We start from the raw sequence: 15,538 nt of genomic DNA, 5'->3' as shown, positions 1-15,538 counted from the left end.
GGGCCGATGACAAGTCGCTCCTGCCGCGCGGGCGTCGCCTTTTTCGAGTGGGTGTTGCGCGCTGGTCCGGCTGGTGACGCCGTGCTCGATGCCAAAAGATGCGCTGCCAATCCATCTTTTCAAAGGATATTGCGCGGCCGCGATTAAAGCAATACCGTACATGCATCTTTTGGGAGAAATTCCGTGCGCCTGACTATGTATACGGACTACGCCTTGCGGCTTCTGATGTATCTGGCGGTGAAGCCGGATGCGCTGGCGACCATCCAGGAAGTCGCCGAGGCCTATGGGATCTCGCGCAACCACCTGATGAAGATTGCCCAGGAACTCGGCCGCGGCGGTTTCGTCGAAACCGTCAGGGGGCGGGGCGGCGGCCTCCGGCTCAGGACCGACCCCGCCAGCATCGTCATCGGCGATGTGGTCCGGGCGACGGAGGATGATTTCCGTCTCGTCGAGTGCTTCGATCCGACCCGCAATCGCTGCGTCATCACCGGCCCCTGCCGGCTGCGGGGCGCTCTGGCAGAGGCGCTCGACGCCTATCTCGCGGTTCTCGACCGCTTCACCCTCGCCGATCTCGTTGTCGCTCGCACGCCCCTCCAGGACATCCTCGGGCTTCCGGTCGGCCCGGGCAAGGCCGCGCCCGCAACCGCTGCCCCGGGGTAGCGGGCGGCATCGCTCATTTAGTAGCGCTGGCTTGGCGCTTTTCCAGATACGCCTTCAGTGCGGCGGCGTTGTTGTGGGCAGTGTCCTTCGCAGCGTAGACGAGCGTCACGCGGCCCTTTGCGAGACGGTCACGCAACGCCTGTACCACCTCGGGGTTGGCGTCGAGTTCCTTGGCGTAGCGCCGTCTGAATTCGTCCCATCTGGCGGCGTCGTGGCCGAACCAATCGCGCAAGGCCTCGCTTGGCGCGATGTCTTTTGCCCAGTCATCGAGCTTCAAGGCATCCTTGGAGACCCCGCGCGGCCACAGGCGATCGACCAGGACGCGCTGGCCGTCCGACCGGCTCGGCGTGTCATAGGCCCGCCGCACCCAGAGGCTGGTCATCCACGCGTCTCGGGCCGGGCGATCTGGCCTTTTCCGGTGACGATCACATCCATGGGGATGTCGTAGGGCTGCGGGTAGATCGTCGCGATTTGCATCGTCGGTAGGCCGACGCCGATCACCAGCGGTTTTCGCGGCTGCGCCGCCAGCGTGCGGTCGTAAAAACCGCCGCCGTAGCCGAGCCGGTAGCACTGGGCGTCGAAGCCGACCACCGGCGATAGCACTATGTCGGGCGTCAGTTCCTCACCATCGGCGGGGATCGGGATGTTCCAGACGCCACGCTCCATTCGCCCTTCCGGCGTCCATCGCCGGAAGATCAGCGGCTGGCCTTTGGCCACCACCACCGGCAAGCCGATATGGGCGCCGCGTTCATGCATGGAACGCATCCAGGGCAACAGGTTGAGTTCGCCGCGGATCGGCCAATAAAGGCTGACGACCAACCCGGGCCGCACATCGACCAGCCCGTCGAGCTCGGCGGCGACCTCGTCGGCGACGCGGCTGCGCTCGTCGACGGCCGTCGCCAGGCGCATCGCGATCAGCCGCTCGCGCTCGGCCTTGCGCCAGCGCGCGAGGTCGGCCGCGGCCGCCGCGTCGCCCGCGACAAAGCCCTCCGGGGTTTCCCGCAGCTCATGGGCAAAACAGGGCGGTGAGGCGAATTCCCCCGGCTGATCGTTCTCCTCGGTCATCTCAGTCCTCCCTCGTGGATCAGCTTCTGTCGGTCGCGGTGTGGGATGCAAAAGCGCGTCAGATCCTCATCGGACCGCTTTGTAGGCGTGCCAGGTGGCGTGGCCGAGAAGCGGAAACACGACGATCAGCCCAAGCAAGCCGGTCAAGGCGGATAACAGGAACAGGGCGACGACGATCGCGCCCCAGGCGAGCATCACCGGCAGATTGTTCCAGACCAGGGCCATGCTGGTTCCCATCGCGGTGAAGGCGTCGCTACGCTCGTCGAGCAGCATGGGGATCGAGAATGCGCTGATCGCGAAGGAGAAGGCGGCGAACAGCCCACCGGCGATCGTGCCGACGATCAGCATTCCCCAACCGCTCCAGGTGGTGACCAGCATGGGGATAACGTTGTCGAAGCCGGGGAAGGGCCGATAACCGAAGAACAGCGCGTAGACGATCACCGCAGTGCGCATCCATACCAGCATCAACAGACATAAAAGAACGCCGATGAACAAAATCTGGCCGCCGGATTTCGCCTTAACGAGGAACATCCGCTTCATCGTCACCGGCTCGTTCCGCTCCAGCGACCGGCTCTTCTCGTAGAGACCAATCGCCAGCAGCGGACCGACGATCATGAAGCCGGCCAAGGCGGGGAAGAGCACAAAGCCCCAATCCAGAGTGAAGATTCCCCAGACCACCAGAAGGGAAACCGCCAGGACTCCGACGCCGTAGAACAGGCTGAGACCGGGACGCACCGTCAAATCGCTCCAGCCGCGTCGTAGCCAGTCGAGAGCGGCGGATGCCGGCAGATCACGCCGCCACCTCGCGCCCTGCGTTACGCTGCTTGTCACTTTCGCCGCGTTCATCTTTGCCTCCCGTTCGACTTGTTGGTTTCGCGGATCTCCTTCAGCAAGCGGACTTCGCCGCTCGATAGCGTCCCGAATCCGAACCGTTCTCCTTCAGATGAGAAACGCATTCGGGTTGGGACGCGAATGCCACGTAGACAAGATGCACGTTGACCCCCACCAGAAGCAAGACGCCCGCAGAAACGACCAGCCCGATCAGCCATTTCGCTTTGCGAGCGCGCGTCATCATCGGCTTTCCTTTCGCCTCAAGGTGCCTCGCCGCCGAGGGAGTGGACATACAGCGCGAGGATCTTGATGTCAGCGGGGCTCAAACGGTTCTCCCAAGTCGGCATGTGGCCCTGCCGTCCGCCGTGGATCGTGGTGATGATCGTTTGGAGATTGCCGCCATAAAGCCAGGTCTGGTCGGACAGATTGGGCGCTCCGAGATCTCGCGATCCGGTGGCGTCGTCGCCATGGCAGGCGGCGCAGTTGGCCAGGAAGACGTCTTTTCCGGCGGCGATCTTTTCGGCGTCCCTGGAGGTCGAGGCAGCGGGATCGCTCAGCGACAGAACATAGGCCGCCACATCGTTGATCTGCGAGCGATCCAGCATCTGATCGCGTCCGAACGCCGGCATCTGGGCGAGCCTGCCTTCGTCATGCGGCGAGTTGATGCCAACGCGCATGGTTTCGGCGATCGTCTCCGGCTCGCCGCCCCAAAGCCAGTCATCGTCGGTCAGGTCGGGATAGTTGGCGGCGCCCTTGGCGTCGACGCCGTGGCAGGCGGCGCAATTGTCGCCGTATAGCCGGGGGCCGGTTTCCTGAACGATCCGCATCAGCGTCGGATCGGCCTGGATCTCGTCGTAGCTCGACGATTCGATCCGGGTCACCCACGCCGCCCGCTCGACCTTGGCCTCTTGCAACTGATCGGTGACGATCTCACGCTGGTCGATCCCGAGAAGACCCTTGGTGTAGGTCGAGCCCAATGGCCATGCCGGCATCAAGAACCACCACAGCACCGCGAAAGTGGCGGTGGCGGCAAGAAAGATCAGGACAACCCGCGGCACCGGCGTGTTGAGTTCCTTGATGCCGTTCCACTCGTGCCCGGTGGTCTCGCGCCCGGTTACCGGATCGTATTCGCCTACGTCCATGGCGTATCGTCCTTATCGAGGATGTCCTTCTTGGCCTTGTCGAACCGCTTCTTGTTGGACGGCCAGAAGACGTAGACCAGGACGCCGATCGACAGTGCGATCAGGTAGAACAGGCCCCAGCTCTTGGAGAAGGCGACGACTGTGTCGTGATCGAAATCCATGCTCCCTACTCGCTCGCGGCCGCTGTTTGCTCGTGGGCGGCATTGGTGAGCCGGCCGAGAATCTGAAGATAGGCGACGAGCGCGTCCATCTCGGTGACTTCCGTCGCGACCCCGTCGAAGGTGCTGATCGTCGTCGCCGCGCCGTAGCGTTCGGTCACGCCGGCGGCGTAGCGCCCGTCCGGCGACGCCTGACCGACCGCGTCCACCGCGGCGTTCTTCACCATCTCGTCGGTGTAGGGGACGCCGACCCGCTGCTGCGCCTTCAGGTGCAGGGGCAGATCATCCAGTTCCAGCGCCGTGCGCATCAGCCATCGATAGGCCGGCATGTTGGACTGCGGCACGACATCGCGTGGGTTGGTCAGATGCGCGACATGCCAGAAGTCCGAATATTTGCCGCCGATCCGCGCCAGATCCGGACCGGTCCGCTTCGAGCCCCAGAGCATCGGGTGGTCGTATTGCGATTCGACGGCCAGGGAATAGGGGCCGTAGCGCTCCACGTCGTCGCGCAGTGTGCGGATCATCTGCGAGTGGCACGCATAGCATCCCTCGCGGATGTAGATGTTGCGGCCGGCCAGCTCCAACGGCGTATAGAGCCGCATGTCGGGCGCCTCCTCCACGGTCTCGTCGATGGTGAAGAGCGGGGCGATCTCGATGAAGCCGCCGATGCTGGCGACGACGATGATGGCGACGACGAAACCGATGGCGGTCCGCTCGAGCTTGCGGTGGAAGAACTCAGCCATGTCCGATCACTCCGCCGGTTGGAAGGCGCCGGGGGCGGCGGTGCGGGTGGCAGGCGTATCCTTGGCTTCGTCCGCGACTGCCAGCGGCGCGTGGCGGATCGTCATCCAGATATTGTAGGAGCCGACGATCGCGCCGATCAAGAACAGCAGGCCGCCGAAGGTCCGCGCTATGTAATAGGGGTACATGGCAAGAAGGGAGTCGAGGAACGAATAGGCGAGCGTGCCTTCCTCGGTATAGGTGCGCCACATCAGGCCCTGGATGATGCCCGAGTTCCACATCGCGAAGACGTAGACGATGGTGCCGGTGAGGGCGAGCCAGAAGTGCCATTCCACCAGCGCCGCCGAATACATGCGTTCGCGCTTCCACAGCCACGGAACGACGCTGTAGATCGAGCCGAAGGTGATCATCGCGACCCAGCCGAGCGCTCCCGCATGGACGTGACCGACCGTCCAGTCCGTGTAGTGGGACAGTGAATTGACCGGGCGGATCGCCATGAACGAGCCCTCGAACGTCGACAGACCGTAGAACACGGCCGCGACCATCATGAAGCGCAAGGTGGCGTCGTCACGCACCTTGTGCCACGCCCCGTTCAAGGTCAGCAGCGCGTTCCCGGCCGAGGCCCAGGACGGCACCAGCAGCATGATCGAGAAGGTCATCCCCAGCGTCTGAACCCAATGGGGCAGGGCCGTGTAATGCAAATGGTGCGAGCCCGCCCACATATACATGAAGGTGATGCCCCAGAAGCTGATGATCGACAGCCGGTAGGAAAAGATCGGCCGGCCAGCTCGCTTCGGCAGATAATAATACATCATGCCAAGGAAGCCGGCGGTCAGGAAGAAGGCGACAGCGTTGTGGCCGTACCACCATTGCGTCATCGCGTCCTGGACGCCGGAAAAGGCCGAATAGCTCTTGGCATGGGCCAGCGATAGCGGGATCGCCAGGTTGTTGACGATGTGCAGGATCGCGACGACGACGATGAACGCCAGGAAGTACCAGTTGGCCACGTAGATGTGCGGCTCTTTGCGGCGCGCCAGGGTGCGGATGTACAGTACGAGATAGGTCACCCAGACGATGACCAGCCAGATGTCGGCGTACCATTCCGGCTCGGCGTATTCCTTCGATTGGGTCACGCCCATGAAATAGCCAGTGACCGCCAGGACGCAGAACAGATTGTAGCCGAGCAGGACGAACCACGGGCTGATCTGGCCGGCGAGGCGGGCGCGCGACGTGCGCTGCAGGACGTGGAAGGACGTGGCGATGAGGCCATTGCCGCCGAAGCCGAAGATAACCGCCGTCGTATGGGCGGGACGCAGTCGCCCGAAGCTCGCCCAGGCGGCGTCGAAGGTCAGGTCCGGCCAGGCCAGCAGCGCCGCGACCCACACGCCGATGAACATACCGAAGACGGCCCAGGCCATGGTCAGGACGATACCGACCTTGCTGGGATCGTCGTAATAGTGGGACAGACGCTCCGCGTCCGGCTCCGGGCTGTCGTGGTGGGCGAGGAGCAGAAGGATCATCGCCGCGGCCGCGACCAGCACCAAGGCGCCGTGAATGCCGAGCGGATCGGCGCGACCCGCCGCCGCCATGGTCAGCCCGACAGCCGCCAGGACCGCCAGAATGACGATCGAAAGCTGTCGCTCGTTCCGGGTCAGTTGCGAGATCATATCGCCATCGCTTTGTCGGTGCGGGACCACCGTCGGTCATTGCTCAAGAAAGATGCATCGATCGTATATCTTTAAACTTTGCCGACGACAATCCGAAAAAATCCGGATTCTGATATGTTCATTCTCGTGAAAGACGAAGCTGGACGCCAAAATCCCCAATCGGTCTCGGGGGTCTTTGAATTTTTTCGTGACCCCCAGCGTGACATTACACAGCATATTTCCAGAACCAAGGGGCCGTTTCTCGGCTTTCTGCATCGAACCCGAAGCGGCATCAGGTGTCAGGTCCGGGCGATCGTCGGTCCCGAACCCTCATCACGCCGCCATTGCGGAGATCACACGATTGCGCGGCTTTCGTCTCCGACGCCGGCTACAATCGTATAGGCCGCGTCGAACCAGTGTTCCTCCAGATTGGGACTGTCCCCGATCCGATCGATGACGGCGAAGAGGCCGGGCTCGTGGAGCGGGGTCAGGACGCCGTGCCAGGTGCCGCGGTGAAAATTGACGCCCTGGCCGGACCGGGTGAGGAAGGCGCGCGGCCGGCCCGGCCGGCCGGCGTCGTCCTCTGCGACGATGACCAGGAACGAGTGCTCGGACATCGGCAGGAATGCCTGCGAGCCGTCCGGATGCCGCTCGACCATTTCCAGCGAATAGGGCAGGGGGCGGGGCGCGGCCTTGAACAGGCTGATGCCGGCGCGACCGTCTGAAAAGTCCAGTCGGGCGCGGTCGTGCCAGCGGCCGCAAAGCCCCTGGTTGATCAGCCTGTCCTGCTCGCCCGACGCCTCCAGCACATCGCCGAACCGCACGAATACGCCCGCCGTCAACGGCTCGGTCGCGATCCGCCGGCTCATCGGCGCTGTCCGCCGAATCCACCCGGCAGGCCGAGCCGCGCGTGGCGGTTGACGTCCTTGTAGAGGAGGTACCGGAACGGCCCCGGTCCGCCCGCGTAGCAGGCCTGCGGGCAGAAGGCGCGCAGCCACATGAAGTCGCCCGCCTCAACCTCGACCCAGTCCCGGTTCAGCCGATAGACGGCCTTGCCTTCCAGCACATAGAGCCCGTGCTCCATCACATGCGTCTCGGCAAACGGGATCAGCCCGCCGGGCTGGAAGGTAACGATGGTCACATGCATGTCGTGGCGCATGTCGGCGGGGTCGACGAAGCGGGTCGTCGCCCAGGCGCCGTCGGTGTCCGGCATCGGCGTCGGGGTGATGTCGTTTTCGTTAGTGACGAAGGCCTCGGGCGCGGCGAGCCCGTCGACCGGCTCGTAGGCCTTGCGGATCCAATGGAAGCGGACGGCGGAGTCGCCGTTGTTATGCGCAGTCCAGTCGCTCGATGGCGGCAGATAGGCGTATCCGCCCGGTTCGAGCACGTGTTTTTCGCCGCCGAGCGTCAGGGTCAGTTGCCCCTCGACGACGAAGATCACGGCCTCGGCCCCGGCGTCGGGTTCCGGCCGGTCGCTGCCGCAACCCGACGCGACCTCCATGATGTATTGGGAGAAGGTCTCGGCAAAACCCGACAGCGGGCGGGCGAGAATCCAGGCGCGGGTGCCGTCCCAGAAGGGTAGCGAGCTGGTGACGATGTCGCGCATGGTGCCGCGAGGGATGACCGCATAGGCCTCGGTAAACACCGCGCGGTCGGTCATCAGCTCGGTCTGCTTCGGCAAGCCGCCCTGCGGCGCGTAGTAGCTGCGTTCGGCCAATGGCCTCTCCTTCATTCGGGTAGCATGGTGGAAAGGCGAAGGCGCGCGATGCGCTCGACCTGTCGGCACGCCTCGGCGAGTTCCGCGTCGCGGTCGTGTTCGACGCGCCGCTCGAAGGCGGCGAGGATGCCCGCCTTGTCGTGGTCGCGCACGGCGATGATGAACGGGAAGCCGAATTTTTCGACGTAGCGCTGATTCATCCGCGTGAAATTGGCGCGCTCGGCATCGGTCAGGGCATCGAGGCCGGCGGAGGCCTGCTCGGCGGCGGAATCGGCCGTCAGCCGCTTCGCTTCGGCGAGCTTACCAGCGAGATCCGGGTGGGCCTTGAGCACGGCGAGACGTTGCTCTGGATCGGCGGAGCGGAACACACGGGCAAGCGCGTTGTGCAGCCCGCTGGCGCTGTCATGGGCGGCGCCGAGTTCCAGCGCGTACGCGCCCTCGGCGATCCAGGGCGAATGCTCGAACATGCCACCGAAGGCCGCAACGAACGCCTCGCGTTCCATCTCGGACGGCCGCGCGAAGGAAACGGGTGGGTGGTGCTCCGCCCAATGCTCGGCGATCTGCAGCCGCGTGGCGAACCAGACACCAGCGTGGTCCTTGACGTATTCGAGGAAGCGCTTCAGCGCCATGACCCGGCCTGGCCGCCCGACCAGGCGGCAATGCAGCCCGACCGACAGCATCTTCGCGCTGCCGGCCTCGCCTTCGGCATAAAGCGCGTCGAAGCTATCCTTCAGATAGGCGAAGAACTGGTCGCCGGAATTGAAGCCCTGTGGCGAGGCGAAGCGCATGTCGTTGGTGTCGAGCGTGTAGGGGACGATCAACTGGTCGCGGCCGCCGGTGCGCAGCCAGTAGGGCAGGTCGTCGGCGTAGCTGTCGGCGACGTAATCGAAGCCGCCTTCCTCCGCCGCGAGGCGCACGGTGTTCTCCGAGCAGCGGCCGGTGTACCAGCCGCGCGGCCGCTCTCCGGTCACCTCGGTGTGGAGGCGGATCGCCGCGTCCATGTGGGCGCGCTCGTCCTCGGGACTGAAGTCCTTGTACTCGATCCATTTAAGGCCGTGGCTGGCGATCTCCCAGTTGGCTTCTTGCATCGCGGCAACTTGCGTCGGCGAGCGCGCCAAGGCGGTCGCGACACCGTAGATGGTCAGCGGAATATCCATGCCCGTGAACAGTCGGTGCAGCCGCCAGAAGCCGGCCCGCGCGCCATATTCGTAGATCGATTCCATGTTCCAGTGGCGCTGGCCCGACCAGGCTGTGGCGCCGACGATCTCGGACAAAAATGCTTCTGACGCCGCGTCGCCGTGCAGGACGTTGTTCTCGCCGCCCTCCTCGTAATTGAGGACGATCTGCACTGCGATCCTGGCGCCATTCGGCCAACGCGGGTCGGGCGGCGTCGGCCCGTAGCCGGCCATATCGCGTGGGTAACGTGTCAAAGGCGGCTCCTTGGCTCGGTCGCGATTTCCATCATTACGTCGAAACCGCAGGGCGTATCGTCACATAATCCACGAAGTGGCTTGCGCGTATGCCGCACCGCGCTTTGCTTCGATCGGCTCATTCGAACTCTCCCAGAATCTCGTGCTGCGCCTCGATCTTCTCCAGATAGTCGCGGCCGGGTTTTCCGGCCTTTTTGAATGTCTCCAGCGCCAGCAGGCGGATGACGGCGAGGACGCCCGAATAACAATCGAGAGGGTAGGAGCTTTCCACCGGGCAGATGATCGTCCACCGCGCGTAAGCCGGCGTCACCCGCGCCGATGGGTCGGTGATGAGCAGCACTTTGACGCCGCGGCCCGACAGCGCCTCAAGATAGCGCTTGAGCTTGCCGACGATGCGGCGAATGGCGACGACAATGACGACATCATCCGGCCCGAGATCGGCGATGCGTTCGGCAACCGTCTCACCGGCGCCGGGTATCAAGCGGGTGCGCTCGCGAAACTGGATGAACTGCCAGCGGGCATAGCCGGCAAAGTAATGGCTGTTCCGGAACCCCATGAAGCCCAGATTGCGTGCCTGCCAGAGCGCTGCGGAGATCTCGTCGAGCCGCGCTTGGTCCAAGCCTTCCAGCGCCAGACGAACCGTCGCCATTTCCTGCTCGGCGAACTGTGCGATCGGATCTGCGGGCGCGTCGCCGCTTTCGGGGGATCGCCCCGACGCCAAGAAGAGCGGCGAGCCCCAGTTGCGCGCCTCGCGGGCGGCGACGCGCATGTCGTCATAATTGTCGAACCCGATGCGCTGCACGAAGCGCGTGACGGTGGAGTTCGAGACGCCGGCCAGCTTCGCCAGTTCGGATGCCGGATACATGCTGACCTCGCCGGGCGACTCCAGGACGAGATCGGCGACCTGACGCTCGCGGGAACTCAGGCTTTCATATGACCGATGGATCGATTCCACGAACGGTTTCATCGGCTCCTCGTCTCCCTTTCGGCGACACAGACTACGCACGGAAGTCTGTGGAAACTCATTTCCATAAATATTGACATACTGGAAATCATCTTGCAATATCGCGTGCAATGCGGGCTTGGACGCAGAGGGAGAGCGCGGACAAAACGCGCGTCGCCAGGCGGGTCGGGAGGAGATTTGAGATGACCGACAACCAGTTTCGCATCGCGTCACAGGATGGCGCGCTCTACAATGAGGATTTGGCACCGCTTGCGCCGGAAGAGCGCAAATGGGGTGCCTTCGAGATCTTCAACGTCTGGAACAACGACATCCAGAGCCTGTTCGGCTACACGCTGGCCGCCTCGCTTTTCTTCACCTACGGGCTGAATGGCTGGCTGACTTTCGCCGCCATCGTCGTGGCGGGCTTTATCGTGATGGCGCTGGTCAACCTGACTGGCCGCGCGAGCGTGAAGTACGGCGTGCCCTATCCGGTCATGGCGCGGGTCGCCATGGGCGTCCAGGGCGCCAAGTTCCCGGCTCTGGTTCGCGGCATCGTCGCGATCTTCTGGTACGGGGTGCAGACATACTTCGCCTCCACCGCCGTGGCGCTGCTCCTCACCTCGCTTTTCGGCGGCGGTGACGGCGCGACCCTTCTCGGCATGACGACGGTGGGATGGATCTCCTATCTGATCGTTTGCGTGTTCCAGGTCGGGCTGTTCATGATGGGTATCGACTGGGTCGGCCGTTTTCTCAACTGGGCCGGCCCCTTCGTCTACATCGTGATGATCGTTCTGCTTGCGGTGATCTGGTGGCAGGCGGGCGGAGCGCTGCTCACCGAGGTCGGCAACATCTTCCAGGCGCCGGGTGAGACCGAGCGCTCGACGGTCGGCGCCTTCATCGCGATCGTCGGCACCATGATCGCCTATTTCGCCGCCGTGGTGATCAATTTCGGCGACTTTTCGCGCTTCGTGAAGACCGAGGGCCAGATGCGCGCCGGCAATTTCTGGGGCCTGCCGGTGTCGATGGCGTTCTTCTCGTTCATCGCTTTGTTCATCACCGCCGGCACTGTTGTGCTGTTCGGTGAGCGGCTGACCAACCCCGCCGACATCGTCGAGCGGGTCGACAACATCTGGCTGACGATCATCGCGGCGATCACCTTCTTCGCCGCCACCGTCGGTATCAACCTGGTGGCGAACTTCATCCCGCCCGCCTATGATATCGCCAATCTCGCGCCGTCGAAGATCAGCGCCAAGACGGGCGGCATCATCACGGCGGTCATCGCCTTCTTCATCGGCGCGTTGTGGGTGTCCGTGATCAGCAATATCGGGATCGCCGCCTTTGTCGATACGCTCGGCGCGTTCCTTGCTCCGCTCTACGGCATCCTGGTCGCCGACTACTATTTGATCCGCAAGCAGCGCATCAATCTGCAGGACCTGTTCTCCAGTGATCCGAGTGGGAATTACTATTACGATTCCGGTTGGAACAGGAAAGCGATCATCGCCTTCGCCATCGCCGCAGTGTTTTCGGTGGCGACGGTCTGGACGCCGGCGCTCGCCGCGCTGTCCGGCTTCGGCTGGCTCATCGGCGCTTTGCTCGGTGGCGGCCTGCATCTCGTGATGATGCGAAAGGTCGACGAGATCGAAACCAGCCTCAGCGACGTCTCGGATTTTCGCTGATCCGTTTCTCCCCGGTCCGGACGTGTTCAGGGCCGGGGAAGAGAGCGCCGCAAAGCCTGCCTGATTTTCCGCCGACGCAAGTCAGGTCGTGCGGTCGCCAACTTGCCGTCAAAGCCGGAAGAGTGGGCCAGCAAATTCGAACGGCCTCATGCCGCAGTGAAACGAAGGCCCGTGTGTTTCCCCGCCGCGCATCAATCGCTCTCTAAAGCCGGCGCCCTGCCGCCGATCTTGGCAGTCACCTCGTCCGCCGCGCGTTTAACCACGGGACCGATTTCGGCGATCTTGCCATCGGGAAACCTGACTGTTGGTCCGGACACGGAGATGCCGGCGATGGCCTCGCCGAAGCCGTTGAAGATCGGCGCGGCGATACAGCGCATCCCGAGATAGCGCTCCTCGTCATCGAACGACCAGCCGCGCATCCGCGTCGTTTCCAGATTGGCATAGAGCGCCTTGGGTGATGTCAGGGTCTTCGGGGTGAATTCGGGCAGGCCCCGTTTTTGCAGGATCGTCTCGATCTCGTCGCGCCCCATATTGGCCAGCAGCGCCTTGCCGATGCCGGACGCGTGCAGATGACCGCGGGTGCCCGGTCGGAAGAAGGCCCGGATCGGATTGTGCGACTCGACCTGGCTGAGGAACACAACCTCGCCGTTGTCGGCGATGGCGAGGTTGGCGGTTTCCCCGGTCTCGTCCATCAGGCGCCGCATGAACTCTCGCGCCGCCTCGAGCAGATTGGTGCCCACCAGATAGGCATTGCCGACCCGAAAGACTTCGATGCCGACCGACCACTCCTGGGCGGAGCCATTAAATTCGGCGAAGCCATGTTTCTGCAAGGTCGCCAGAATCCGATGCGCGGAGGAGGGCGGCATGCCGAGCCGCAGCGCGATATCGGTCAGCGTNCGAAGCCATGTTTCTGCAAGGTCGCCAGAATCCGATGCGCGGAGGAGGGCGGCATGCCGAGCCGCAGCGCGATATCGGTCAGCGTCAGGCCGCTATCCTTCGCCAATGTCCGCAGCAACGTCAGCCCCCGGTCCAGGGCCTGGACCGGAGCGGCTTGCTCGCCGATCGGCTGGGTTCGCGGACGGCCGCGCGACCGTCTTGGGAGATCGTCCGTCTTGTTCATGATCGCTCCTCCACGGCCCACCTGCCAGAATTCAGCCCCATCTTGGCATGAAAAATATTTTGGGCAAAAAATTCCATCTCTAGAATGAAAAAACATAAGCATCGGAAATATATACAGAAAATATCACAAATATGCACTATCGGAAATCATTTTCAGAAAAATTGCAAATTCTGCAAGCCTCGTTAGTTTGGGATATGCCTATTGTCAGGGAGAGAGACATGACCGGTCAAAACCCCGTTTTCATACCTGGTCCGACCAATATCCCGGATCGCCTGCGGTTCGCGCTGTCGGGTCAGACCGAGGATCATCGATCGCCGGATTTCGTCGGCATTCTCGCCCCGGTTCTGAGCGACCTGAAGAAGGTTTTCAAAACCAACAGCGGCACCATCATCACCTTTCCGGCCAGCGGCACGGGCGGATGGGAGGCGGCGGTCACCAACACGCTGTCGCCCGGAGACAAGGTTCTCGCGGCCCGGCACGGCATGTTCTCGCATCGCTGGATCGACCTGTGCCAGCGCCACGGCCTCGACGTCGAGATCATCGAATGCGAATGGGGGCAGGGCGCGCCCGCCGACCTGATCGGTCAGCGTCTCGCCGCCGACAAGGCCCAGGCGATCAAGGCCGTGCTCGTCACCCATAACGAGACGGCGACGGGCGTGGTCAGCGATGTCGGCGCGGTCCGTCGCGCGATGGACGGTGCTGGGCATCTCGCCATGCTCTATGTCGATGCCGTTTCGTCGCTCGCCTCGATGGATTTCCGTATGGACGAATGGGGCGTCGATCTTGCCGTCTCGGGTTCGCAGAAGGGCTTCATGCTGCCAACCGGCATGGCGATCGTCGGCGTCAGCAAAAAGGCGATGGACGCCGTCGCGAGCGCCAAGTGCCCGCGCTGCTTCTTCGACTTCCGTGACATGGCCGGCGCCAACGCCAAGGGCGGCTTTCCCTACACGCCGCCGGTGCAATTGATCCAGGGATTGCGCAAGAGCCTCGACATGCTGCTGGAGGAGGGGCTGGACAATGTGTTCGCCCGTCATGCCCGCATTGCCGAGGGCGTCCGCCGTGCGGTCAATGCCTGGGGTCTGCGGCTCTGCGCGCAGGCACCTCATCTTTATTCCGATACGGTCACGGCGGTGCTGGTTCCCGCGGGCTTTAACAGCGACACGCTGACCAATCATGCCTACGATGCCTATGACGTCTCGTTCGGTGTCGGGCTCGGGCAAATGGCCGGCAAGGCGTTCCGGATCGGACATCTGGGTTCGCTGACCGAGGTGATGGCGCTGTCGGGGCTTGCCACGTTGGAGATGGCGATGAAGGATCTCGATTATCCGATCACGCTCGGCTCTGGCGTTGCCGCGGCGCAGGAATACTATCGGTCGACGAAGAGCGCCGCGCTCTCCAAGGCCGCGTAAGGACGGGCAACGGACATGGACACCAAAGTGCGCGAAGCGGACATACCGACATTCGACGACGTCATGGCGGCGCGGGAGCGGATCGCGCCCTATATCCATCGCACGCCGGTGCTGACCTCCAGCTATTTCAATGAGCTCAGCGGCGCCGAACTGTTCTTCAAATGCGAGAATTTTCAGAAGGCCGGGGCCTTCAAGGCGCGCGGTGCCTCGAACGCGGTGTTCGGCCTGTCGGAAGACCAGGCGCAAAAAGGCGTCGCCACGCACTCGTCAGGCAATCATGCCCTGTCGCTCTCCTATGCGGCCGGCCGGCGCGGCATCAAGGCGATCGCCGTCATGCCGCGAACCGCGCCCGAGGCCAAGAAGGCCGCGGTGCGCGGTTACGGCGGCGAGGTGCGAGAGTGCGAGCCTTCGACGGCGGCGCGCGAGGCGATGCTGGAGGAGGTCGTGGCCAGCACCGGCGCGGACTTCGTGCATCCCTATAACGACCATCGGGTGATCGCCGGGCAGGGCACCTGTTCGCTGGAGCTTCACGAGGAAGTGGGATCGCTCGACGCCGTGGTGGCGCCGATCGGCGGCGGTGGCATGATCTCCGGGACGTGTCTCACCCTATCCCACATGTCTCCATCGACCAAGGTCTACGCGGCCGAACCGAAGAACGCCGATGACGCTTATCGCTCGTTCCATGCCGGCGAGATCATCGAGGACGACGCGCCGCAGACAGTGGCCGACGGGCTGAAAGTGAGCCTGCGCCCGCGGACCTGGCATTTCGTATCGAGTTACGTGGCCGACGTGCTACTGGCGACCGAGGAAGAGATCATCGAGGCCATGTACCTGACGTGGCAACGCATGAAGATCGTAATCGAGCCGAGTTCGGCCGTGCCGCTGGCGACGATCCTGAAAAACCGCGAGCTGTTCGCCGGTAAACGGGTCGGGGTGATCCTGACCGGCGGCAATGTCGATTTGAAAAAGCTGCCCTGGATGCAGAGCTGAGGGAGAAAAG

The 15,538-nt window shown here is 63.5% G+C and carries 18 protein-coding genes; 4 read left to right on the top strand and 14 right to left on the bottom strand.

All coding sequences use genetic code 11. The annotated features are described in order from the left end of the window. Nucleotides 1-183 precede the first annotated feature (183 nt). Nucleotides 184-660: an Rrf2 family transcriptional regulator gene (locus VSX60_RS10900; protein WP_327624198.1), complete on the top strand. Its 477-nt coding sequence runs from the start codon at nt 184-186 to the stop codon at nt 658-660. Between the two features lie 13 nt (nt 661-673). Here VSX60_RS10900 and VSX60_RS10895 read toward each other — a convergent pair whose 3' ends face one another. From VSX60_RS10895 to VSX60_RS10840, 12 genes are all read right to left on the bottom strand, one after another. Further along, nucleotides 674-1,042, bottom strand: coding sequence for a DUF488 domain-containing protein (locus VSX60_RS10895; protein WP_327624197.1), 369 nt, complete (start codon nt 1,040-1,042; stop codon nt 674-676). Continuing rightward, nucleotides 1,039-1,725: a 5-formyltetrahydrofolate cyclo-ligase gene (locus tag VSX60_RS10890; RefSeq protein WP_327624196.1), complete on the bottom strand. Its 687-nt coding sequence runs from the start codon at nt 1,723-1,725 to the stop codon at nt 1,039-1,041. The genes VSX60_RS10895 and VSX60_RS10890 overlap by 4 nt, the downstream gene beginning before the upstream one ends. 66 nt (nt 1,726-1,791) lie before the next feature. Then, a complete protein-coding gene (locus VSX60_RS10885) occupies nt 1,792-2,571 on the bottom strand; it encodes a DUF2189 domain-containing protein (RefSeq protein ID WP_327624195.1) in 780 nt (259 codons plus the stop codon). A gap of 40 nt (nt 2,572-2,611) precedes the next feature. Beyond that, nucleotides 2,612-2,797 (bottom strand): hypothetical protein, encoded by a 186-nt coding sequence (locus VSX60_RS10880; protein WP_327624194.1) that lies wholly within the window; start codon nt 2,795-2,797, stop codon nt 2,612-2,614. 19 nt (nt 2,798-2,816) lie between these two features. Beyond that, complete coding sequence (gene ccoP, locus VSX60_RS10875) at nt 2,817-3,698, bottom strand: cytochrome-c oxidase, cbb3-type subunit III (protein ID WP_327624193.1); 882 nt, start codon at nt 3,696-3,698, stop codon at nt 2,817-2,819. After that, nucleotides 3,689-3,859, bottom strand: coding sequence for a cbb3-type cytochrome c oxidase subunit 3 (locus VSX60_RS10870; protein WP_327624192.1), 171 nt, complete (start codon nt 3,857-3,859; stop codon nt 3,689-3,691). Before VSX60_RS10870 ends, ccoP begins: the two co-directional genes overlap by 10 nt. A gap of 5 nt (nt 3,860-3,864) precedes the next feature. Beyond that, entirely contained in the window at nt 3,865-4,599 is a 735-nt protein-coding gene (ccoO, locus tag VSX60_RS10865; RefSeq protein WP_327624191.1) for a cytochrome-c oxidase, cbb3-type subunit II, read from the bottom strand. Nucleotides 4,600-4,605: 6 nt separating this feature from the next. Further along, nucleotides 4,606-6,264: a cytochrome-c oxidase, cbb3-type subunit I gene (gene ccoN / locus VSX60_RS10860; protein ID WP_327624190.1), complete on the bottom strand. Its 1,659-nt coding sequence runs from the start codon at nt 6,262-6,264 to the stop codon at nt 4,606-4,608. 332 nt (nt 6,265-6,596) lie between these two features. Further along, nucleotides 6,597-7,112 (bottom strand): ureidoglycolate lyase, encoded by a 516-nt coding sequence (locus tag VSX60_RS10855; protein WP_327624189.1) that lies wholly within the window; start codon nt 7,110-7,112, stop codon nt 6,597-6,599. Next, nucleotides 7,109-7,975, bottom strand: a complete 867-nt coding sequence (locus tag VSX60_RS10850) for a bifunctional allantoicase/(S)-ureidoglycine aminohydrolase (protein ID WP_327624188.1) — start codon at nt 7,973-7,975, stop codon at nt 7,109-7,111. The genes VSX60_RS10855 and VSX60_RS10850 overlap by 4 nt, the downstream gene beginning before the upstream one ends. Further along, on the bottom strand, nt 7,972-9,369 hold the full coding sequence (puuE, locus tag VSX60_RS10845; protein WP_327624220.1) for an allantoinase PuuE: 1,398 nt from the start codon (nt 9,367-9,369) through the stop codon (nt 7,972-7,974). Before puuE ends, VSX60_RS10850 begins: the two co-directional genes overlap by 4 nt. Nucleotides 9,370-9,508: 139 nt before the next feature. After that, the gene (locus VSX60_RS10840) at nt 9,509-10,357 is read right to left on the bottom strand and encodes a MurR/RpiR family transcriptional regulator (RefSeq protein WP_327624187.1); all 849 of its coding nucleotides are present in this window, start codon (nt 10,355-10,357) and stop codon (nt 9,509-9,511) included. Between the two features lie 179 nt (nt 10,358-10,536). Here VSX60_RS10840 and VSX60_RS10835 point away from each other — a divergent pair, with 179 nt between their 5' ends. Then, on the top strand, nt 10,537-12,009 hold the full coding sequence (locus tag VSX60_RS10835; protein WP_327624185.1) for an NCS1 family nucleobase:cation symporter-1: 1,473 nt from the start codon (nt 10,537-10,539) through the stop codon (nt 12,007-12,009). 191 nt (nt 12,010-12,200) lie between these two features. Here the strand turns inward: VSX60_RS10835 and VSX60_RS10830 are convergent, their stop codons facing one another. Then, a complete protein-coding gene (locus VSX60_RS10830; RefSeq protein ID WP_327624183.1) occupies nt 12,201-12,875 on the bottom strand; it encodes an IclR family transcriptional regulator in 675 nt (224 codons plus the stop codon). A gap of 23 nt (nt 12,876-12,898) precedes the next feature. Next, on the bottom strand, nt 12,899-13,129 hold the full coding sequence (locus VSX60_RS10825; protein ID WP_327624182.1) for a helix-turn-helix domain-containing protein: 231 nt from the start codon (nt 13,127-13,129) through the stop codon (nt 12,899-12,901). A gap of 218 nt (nt 13,130-13,347) precedes the next feature. Between VSX60_RS10825 and bhcA the strand changes: the two genes are divergently transcribed. Together bhcA and bhcB are read left to right on the top strand one after the other, a co-directional pair. Then, complete coding sequence (gene bhcA / locus VSX60_RS10820; protein WP_327624181.1) at nt 13,348-14,538, top strand: L-aspartate--glyoxylate aminotransferase BhcA; 1,191 nt, start codon at nt 13,348-13,350, stop codon at nt 14,536-14,538. A gap of 15 nt (nt 14,539-14,553) precedes the next feature. Further along, a complete protein-coding gene (gene bhcB / locus VSX60_RS10815; RefSeq protein WP_327624180.1) occupies nt 14,554-15,528 on the top strand; it encodes a beta-hydroxyaspartate dehydratase BhcB in 975 nt (324 codons plus the stop codon). The last annotated feature ends 10 nt before the right edge of the window (nt 15,529-15,538 follow it).

It is taken from the genome of Aurantimonas sp. A3-2-R12 (genome assembly GCF_036016755.1).
Classification (GTDB): Bacteria; Pseudomonadota; Alphaproteobacteria; order Rhizobiales; family Rhizobiaceae; genus Aurantimonas; species Aurantimonas coralicida_A.
This window is presented reverse-complemented; position numbering and strand designations above follow the sequence as displayed.

What these genes read in the sequence shown, in the direction of transcription:
- VSX60_RS10895 (WP_327624197.1), bottom strand. Translation starts at nt 1,042, where the DNA reads ATGACCAGCCTCTGGGTGCGGCGGGCCTATGACACGCCGAGCCGGTCG.
- VSX60_RS10890 (WP_327624196.1), bottom strand. Translation starts at nt 1,725, where the DNA reads ATGACCGAGGAGAACGATCAGCCGGGGGAATTCGCCTCACCGCCCTGT.
- VSX60_RS10885 (WP_327624195.1), bottom strand. Translation starts at nt 2,571, where the DNA reads ATGAACGCGGCGAAAGTGACAAGCAGCGTAACGCAGGGCGCGAGGTGG.
- VSX60_RS10880 (WP_327624194.1), bottom strand. Translation starts at nt 2,797, where the DNA reads ATGACGCGCGCTCGCAAAGCGAAATGGCTGATCGGGCTGGTCGTTTCT.
- ccoP (WP_327624193.1), bottom strand. Translation starts at nt 3,698, where the DNA reads ATGGACGTAGGCGAATACGATCCGGTAACCGGGCGCGAGACCACCGGG.
- VSX60_RS10870 (WP_327624192.1), bottom strand. Translation starts at nt 3,859, where the DNA reads ATGGATTTCGATCACGACACAGTCGTCGCCTTCTCCAAGAGCTGGGGC.
- ccoO (WP_327624191.1), bottom strand. Translation starts at nt 4,599, where the DNA reads ATGGCTGAGTTCTTCCACCGCAAGCTCGAGCGGACCGCCATCGGTTTC.
- ccoN (WP_327624190.1), bottom strand. Translation starts at nt 6,264, where the DNA reads ATGATCTCGCAACTGACCCGGAACGAGCGACAGCTTTCGATCGTCATT.
- VSX60_RS10855 (WP_327624189.1), bottom strand. Translation starts at nt 7,112, where the DNA reads ATGAGCCGGCGGATCGCGACCGAGCCGTTGACGGCGGGCGTATTCGTG.
- VSX60_RS10850 (WP_327624188.1), bottom strand. Translation starts at nt 7,975, where the DNA reads ATGAAGGAGAGGCCATTGGCCGAACGCAGCTACTACGCGCCGCAGGGC.
- puuE (WP_327624220.1), bottom strand. Translation starts at nt 9,369, where the DNA reads ATGGCCGGCTACGGGCCGACGCCGCCCGACCCGCGTTGGCCGAATGGC.
- VSX60_RS10840 (WP_327624187.1), bottom strand. Translation starts at nt 10,357, where the DNA reads ATGAAACCGTTCGTGGAATCGATCCATCGGTCATATGAAAGCCTGAGT.
- VSX60_RS10835 (WP_327624185.1), top strand. Translation starts at nt 10,537, where the DNA reads ATGACCGACAACCAGTTTCGCATCGCGTCACAGGATGGCGCGCTCTAC.
- VSX60_RS10830 (WP_327624183.1), bottom strand. Translation starts at nt 12,875, where the DNA reads ATGCCGCCCTCCTCCGCGCATCGGATTCTGGCGACCTTGCAGAAACAT.
- bhcA (WP_327624181.1), top strand. Translation starts at nt 13,348, where the DNA reads ATGACCGGTCAAAACCCCGTTTTCATACCTGGTCCGACCAATATCCCG.
- bhcB (WP_327624180.1), top strand. Translation starts at nt 14,554, where the DNA reads ATGGACACCAAAGTGCGCGAAGCGGACATACCGACATTCGACGACGTC.